Below are 6,820 nucleotides of genomic sequence, written 5' to 3'. Positions count from 1 at the left end.
CGGCGTCCCCGGAGCGGGGGCCCCGCCCATCCCGTCCACCACTCTCCCCCTCCCACCCCCGACGACTTCCCCCCCCCCCCCCCCCCCCCCCCCCCCCCCGGGGGGGGGGGGGGGGGCCCGCGCCCCCCCCCCCCCCCCCCCCCCCCCCCCCCCCCCCCCGAATCCGCGGCAGGCTCCCGCTGCCGGCGACCGAGCAGCGAATGCCTGCGCCCGTAGAGGAAATAGATGACGACGCCGAGGGCCATCCAGATGAGGAACCGGATCCACGTCAGAGCCGTGAGGTTCAGCATCAACCAGACGCACGCGATGATCGCCGCGATCGGCAGCAGCGGCACACCCGGAGCCCGGAAGCCGCGCTCTAGGTCTGGACGTGTGCGACGTAGGACGATCACTCCCGCCGACACCAGCACGAACGCGAAGAGCGTGCCGATGTTGACCATCTCTTCGAGCTTGCCGATCGGGAACACCGTCGCCGTCACCGCCACCAGCACACCGACGATCAGGGTGATCCGCACCGGCGTACCGTGCTTGCCGGTCTTGGCCAGCGACCGAGGCAACAGTCCGTCGCGTGACATCGCGAACAGCACCCGAGTCTGCCCGAGCACCAGCACGATCACCACGGTGGTGAGCCCGGCCAAAGCGCCGATCGAGATGACCTTGGCCGCCCAGTCGATACCGTTGGCAGCGAATGCCGTTGCGAGGTTGGCCTTTTCACCGGCCTCGTGTAGTTCGGTGTAGCTCACCATGCCCGAGATCACGATCGCCACCGCGATGTAGAGAACGGTGACGATCGCCAGCGAGGCGAGGATGCCCCGTGCTACGTCACGCTGCGGGTTCTTGGTTTCCTCCGCGGTGGTGGCAACGATGTCGAAGCCGATGAACGCGAAGAACACGATCGACGCACCGGCCAGGACGCCGTACCAGCCATATGTACTGCCTCCGGCGCCGGTCAGCAACGAGAACAGCGACTGGTCAGTTCCAGAGCCACCTTCACCGGCCTGGGCGGGCGGGACGAACGGGGTGAAGTTCTCCATCTTGATGTAGAAGGCGCCGACGGCCACGACGAGCAGCACCACCGCAACCTTGATCACCGTGATCGCCAGGCTGACCTCCGCGGAGAGCTTGGTGCCCCACGCCAGGATCATGGTCACGAAGACGATGATCAGCAGCGCACCCCAATCCAGCTCCAGCCCAGCCACTTCCGAAGTGCCGCCGGCGAAGCCGAACACGGTGCCGAGATAACTCGACCAGCCTTTGGCCACCACCGCGGCCGCCACGGCGAACTCCAAGATCAGGTCCCAGCCGATGATCCACGCGATGAACTCGCCGAACGTCGCATAGGAGAACGTGTAGGCACTACCTGCCACCGGCACCGTCGACGCGAACTCCGCGTAGCACAGCGCGGCAAGGCCACACGCGATCGCGGCGATGACGAACGAGATCGAGATGGCAGGCCCGGTGATGTTTCCCGCCGTCGACGCCGTGATCGTGAAGATGCCCGCACCGATGACCACCGAAACACCGAAAACGGTGAGGTCCCACCAGTTCAGATCTTTTCGCAGACGAGTGTCGGGTTCGTCAGTGTCAGCGATCGACTGCTCAACCGACTTCGTTCGCCTTGGCATCGGCGTTTCCTCCCGTGGTCTGTCTCGGGAATGTACCGAGTACTGTCCACCCAATGGGGCGGAGTTATAAACACGCAATCGTGATCGGGGGCAGCCTGGGGGGCTTGTGCGCCGCCCGCGTGCTCTCGGACGTCAGTGAGCGCGTGACCGTCTTCGAGCGTGACGCACTGCCCGACGGCCCCGCGAACCGAAGCGCCGTCCCCCAAGGCAGACATGTGCATCTGCTGATGGCGCGCGGTGCCCAGGAATTCGAAGACCTCTTCCCCGGCCTGCTCGACGACATGGTGGCCGACGGTGTGCCGATTCTGGAGAACCGGCCAGACTGCATCCACTTCGGTGCCGCGGGCCATGTGCTGGGCACCGCACATCGGCTTCAGGACGAGTTCACCGCATATGTCCCGAGTCGGCCGCAGCTGGAATGGCAGATCCGCAGACGGGTGCACAAGATCGACAACGTCGCTGTCATGAACGCGGTCGTTTCCGAGCCCACCTATGACGCCGGCCAGCGTCGAGTGACTGGCGTCGTACTCGACACCGGTGAGATCGTGCCCGCCGACCTCGTCGTCGATGCGGCGGGCCGCGGCACCCGACTGCCCGCGTGGCTTGAGAAGTGGGGTTACGAGCGTCCTCTAGAGGAAACCGTGGACGTCGGTATTGCCTACGCAAGCCAGCGGGTCCAGGTGCCCGACGGGCTGGTCGCGGAAAAGGTCGTGGTGGCCGGCGCGTCACGGGAACAGCCGATCGGAATCGGTGCGCTCTTCTACGAAGACAGCGTGTGGAACGTGACCAGCTTCGGCATTGCAAAGGTCGAGCCACCGCAGAACTTCGCTCAGATCTGCGATGTGGCCGACGAGATCCTGCCCGCGCACTTCTCGTCCGCGCTGCGAAGAGGCACGCCAATCGGCGAGATGGCGTTTCACAAGTATCCGACAAGTCGATGGCGCCGCTACGACAAGCTGGAGCGCCTTCCCGCGGGCATCATTCCGTTCGGCGACGCGGTCGTCAGCTTCAACCCGACCTTCGGGCAGGGCATGACGATGACGGCCATCCAGGCAAGCAACTTGCGGACCGTCCTGGAGTCGCCGGACCCCGATGTCGCGGCGCGGCTGGCGAAGGCTACGGCCAAGACAACTTGGCCGGTCTGGATGATGACATCGATCGGCGATCTTTCACTGCACAACGCGACGACCACCGCCAAGGTGCCGTGGTGGTACAAGCCGGTCGGTGGATTGTTCGACCAGTTCCTCGGCGCCGCGGAAACGGATCCTGTACTGGCAGAATGGTTTCTGCGCAGATTCAGCCTTCTCGACAGCCTCTACATGGTGCCCAATGCCCGGCTCGTCGGGCGCACCATTCGGCACAACATGAAGCTGTGGCTGGCAGAGAAGCGACCCGCGTGACGGCGGTCTAAATCCCGACGGTGGCTCGGAAGAGCTTCGTCGGCACCTCCGCGCTCAGGCGGATCGGACCCTCGTCGGCGGCCACCCATGCAGCTGATCCGCGCTGCAAGGTGACCTTGTCCCCTTTGGCATACACCACCGTCGACCCCTCGGTGCACAGCAGGATCTGTGGCCCGTCGTGGCGACTCGGTGCGTCGACCTCGTGGCCGAGTTGCTCGCCATCGATGCGCAGCACCGAAACCGCGAACTCAGGAGCCGGTGTGTTGTACACCAACTCCATTCCGTCCGTTGTGGTCGTCGGGCGGATCAGATCCTCGCTCGCTGGGGTGAAGTCGAGCACGCGCAGCAACTCGGGCACGTCGACGTGCTTCGGGGTCAGACCACCACGTAGCACGTTGTCCGAGTTGGCCATCACCTCCAGGCCCACGCCGTGCATGTACGCGTGGAGGTTTCCGGCGGGCAGGTAGATGGCTTCACCAGCCTGCAGCGTGATGCGGTTGAGCAGCAGGCTTGCCAGCACACCCGCATCACCGGGATATCGCTCGCCGAGTTCGAGGACAGTCCTCGCCTCGGCGGCGAATTCTCTACTGCCCGAACGCACATAGTGGATCGCGCCTTCAATCACCGCGGGCACCAGTATGTCTAGATGAGGTTGCGGCGCGGTGATCCACGTGGTGAACAGTGCCCGCAGGCCGTTGGCGTCGGGCTGACCGGCCAGCAGGTCGACAAACGGGTCGAGATCGGTCACCGCGAGTGCGCGCATCAGCTCGACGGTGCGCTCGGCCGGGCGGAATCCGGCGAGGGCGTCGAATTCGCCGAGAGCGACCAGGATCTCGGGTTTGTGGCTCGCGTCGCGGTAGTTGCGGTTGGGCGCGTTGACGGGGATGCCCAGGCGGTCCTCGCGCGCGAAACCCTCAGCTGCCTGCCGTGCGCTGGGATGCGCCTGCAGCGACAGCGGCTCGTCGGCCGCGAGCACCTTGAGCAGGAACGGTAGCGTGTCACCGAATCTGGCGCGCACACCAGCACCGAGCTGTCCTTCCGGATCCTCGCGCAACGTGTCGAGCAGCGACCGTTCACCGTCTTCGGTGTCCAGCCACGCCGGATCACCCGGATGCGCACCGAACCACAGTTCGGCCTCGGGATGGTCTGTGGGACTTGGCCGTCCGGTGAAATCGGCGATCGCGGTGCGTGATCCCCATGCGTAGGTCCGCACCGCTCCACGTAGCAAGTTCACTTGCTCAACCCCGCACCAGCTTCAGATAGACGGCGGTCATCTCCATCCGCACGGCCAACATTGCCAGCTGCTCCTCTAGGCGACCGGGTCCAGTCGAAGTGGCGGGCAGGCGCTCGATCTCGGTGGAGTCAAACGCATCCGGCACATCCTCGGCGTGGATCACGTCGACGCTGTTCAACCCCGCGACCCTGGCGCCGACCACGGCGCGTTCCGCATCGGTGGCGAGCACAAAGGTACGAACGCGAGGCGGCAGCGGACCGTCGATTTGCTCGTCATGGAATATCGATTGCTCGCTGTCCGCAGCGGAGACCTCGCCCATTCCGCCGCGCAATGCCACCGCCGCATCGGCGAGGCTCACGGCGGCCACAGCCCGGTGGGCAACCCGCAGCATGATGGCCGCGACATGCCGGGCCAACACCAGCGTCGCGGCATTGTCACCGGCGATGACAACCTCGGACCCGGACATCCGCTCGGCCAACGCTTTTGCGGGATTCGTGATCACCTCGCGACCGGCGCTGTTGCGCAACGCTTCCGCGTCCAGTTCATCGGCCAGCGCGGCCAGATCCACCCGAAGACCCGGATCGACCATGTGCAACGTCGCCAGCCCGGCAGCCAGGTAGCGAGAGAAGCCGAACTCGTCGGGAACCCAGACCCGGGGAGCCAAAGGGACGGATCGTCCCGCGGTGGCATCACGAAGCGGTCCCTCGTAGGGGGCGACCACGACGACGCGGGCGCCGCGACGAACTCCGGTGGCGGCGGCCGCCACGAGCACAGGGTCACCCGGGTCGTCGCCGGCCACGACCAACACGTCGAGTGCGCCGATCCACGGCGGCACCTCGGGGGCGACGACGATCGGTGCAGCCACCGAGCCTCCCAGCGCGGCGGCGAGCAGCGACCCTGCCGCTTCGGCATTTCCGCGGCCTGCCACCCAGATCACCGTGCGAGGCGGCTCGTCGCTTTTCAGCTGATCCAGGTCACCCTCGTCCAGCGCGGCTGCGGTGGCGCGCACCTGGGCGCCCGCCATCGCCGCCGCGCGTAGCGACCCTCCGCGGTCGGCGGCGATAAGTCCTTCCGCGTCGTCGAGGTCGACGAGCGAATGGGTGGCGTTCACTTCGGCGCCTCGGAGGCCGCCTCAGTACGCGCGGCGATTCCAGCCGCAACCTGTTCCACGATGGCGTCGACCTCTTCGGTGGTCCGCGCCTCGACGTTGAGCCGCAGCAATGGCTCGGTATTCGACATGCGCAGGTTGAACCACGATCCGTCACCCAGATCGACCGTCACACCGTCCAGGTGGTCCATCGAGTGGATGCGGGTGCTGAACGACGACAACACCTCGTCGATGCACGACTCGGCATCGGCAACCGTGTAATTGATCTCGCCCGAGGCTTCGTAGCGTTGATAGTCGGCCATCAGCTCGGACAGCGGCCGGTCCTGCTCGCTGAGCGCGGACAGTACGTGCAATGCGGCCAGCATGCCGGAGTCGGCGCCCCAGAAATCGCGGAAATAGTAGTGCGCCGAATGCTCCCCGCCGAAGATCGCACCGGTCTCGGCCATCAGCGCCTTGATGTAGGAGTGCCCGACGCGCGAGCGCACGGGAGTGCCGCCTCGTTCCACCACGAGTTCAGGGACGGCCCTCGAGGTGATCAGGTTGTGAATTACCGTCGCGCCGATCTCACGACCGAGTTCGCGCGCGGCGACCAACGCGGTCACGGCTGACGGAGAGACCGGCCGGCCCAGCTCGTCGACGACGAAACACCGGTCGGCGTCGCCGTCGAACGCCAGCCCGATGTCGGCGCCGGTCTCCAGCACGTGCGCCTGCAGGTCGACGAGGTTGGCCGGGTCCAGCGGGTTGGCTTCGTGGTTGGGGAAGGTGCCGTCGAGTTCGAAGAACAACGGGGCGAGCGTGATTGCCGGGATCTCGCCCAGCACAGCGGGAGCCGTGTGGCCCGCCATCCCGTTGCCCGCGTCGACGGCGACCTTCAGCGGCCGCAGCCCGGCCAGGCTGACAAGTGACCGCAGGAAGTCGCCATAGTCGGCCAGCACGTCGCGGTCCGACTTCGAGCCGGAGGGCCCGTCGTGCGCTGGCACTCCGGCGATGACGTCCTCGCTGATCGTCGTGAGTCCGGTGTCCTTACCGACCGGCTTCGCGCCGGCGCGGCACAGCTTGATGCCGTTGTAGGCGGCCGGGTTGTGGCTCGCGGTGAACATCGCCCCGGGGCATTCCAGCAGGCCCGAGGCGAAGTACAGCTGATCGGTGGAAGCCAGGCCGACGCGCACCACATCGAGACCTTGCGCGACGACACCCTCGGCGAAGGCTTCCGACAGAGCGGGTGAGCTGTCTCGCATGTCGTGGCCGATGACAACCTGAGTGGCGTTCTCATCGCGCATCAGCCGGGCGAACGCGCCACCGACGTCGTGGACGAAATCTTCATCGAGTTCTTTGCCGACCAGGCCACGAACGTCATACGCCTTGATGACGCGCTGGACAGCCGCAGAGGAACGAGGCTGCGATGAGCGCTTGCGCGAAGAGCGCGTCAAGATAACTCCTTGTGACGTGGACT

5 protein-coding genes are annotated in these 6,820 nt (G+C 66.2%); 1 reads left to right on the top strand and 4 read right to left on the bottom strand.

The genetic code is table 11. The features are described from left to right. The coding region (locus ACIA48_RS19105; protein ID WP_396734753.1) for an amino acid permease at positions 1-1,625 on the bottom strand (1,625 nt) is incomplete at its 3' end. 53 nt (positions 1,626-1,678) lie between these two features. Here ACIA48_RS19105 and ACIA48_RS19100 point away from each other — a divergent pair. Continuing rightward, the gene (locus ACIA48_RS19100) at positions 1,679-3,025 is read left to right on the top strand and encodes an FAD-dependent oxidoreductase (RefSeq protein ID WP_396734750.1); all 1,347 of its coding nucleotides are present in this window, start codon (positions 1,679-1,681) and stop codon (positions 3,023-3,025) included. Between the two features lie 7 nt (positions 3,026-3,032). Here the strand turns inward: ACIA48_RS19100 and manA are convergent, their stop codons facing one another. Genes manA through ACIA48_RS19085 form a run of 3 tightly spaced genes read right to left on the bottom strand, consistent with a single transcriptional unit; the run spans position 3,033 to position 6,797 of the window. Further along, entirely contained in the window at positions 3,033-4,259 is a 1,227-nt protein-coding gene (gene manA, locus ACIA48_RS19095; RefSeq protein WP_396734747.1) for a mannose-6-phosphate isomerase, class I, read from the bottom strand. Positions 4,260-4,263: 4 nt separating this feature from the next. Then, positions 4,264-5,370, bottom strand: coding sequence for a TobH protein (locus ACIA48_RS19090; RefSeq protein WP_396734744.1), 1,107 nt, complete (start codon positions 5,368-5,370; stop codon positions 4,264-4,266). Then, positions 5,367-6,797 (bottom strand): phosphomannomutase/phosphoglucomutase, encoded by a 1,431-nt coding sequence (locus ACIA48_RS19085; protein ID WP_396734742.1) that lies wholly within the window; start codon positions 6,795-6,797, stop codon positions 5,367-5,369. The genes ACIA48_RS19090 and ACIA48_RS19085 overlap by 4 nt, the downstream gene beginning before the upstream one ends. Between the last annotated feature and the right edge of the window lie 23 nt (positions 6,798-6,820).

It is taken from the genome of Mycobacterium sp. NPDC051804 (genome assembly GCF_044452905.1).
Lineage (GTDB): Bacteria > Actinomycetota > Actinomycetes > Mycobacteriales > Mycobacteriaceae > Mycobacterium.
This window is presented reverse-complemented; position numbering and strand designations above follow the sequence as displayed.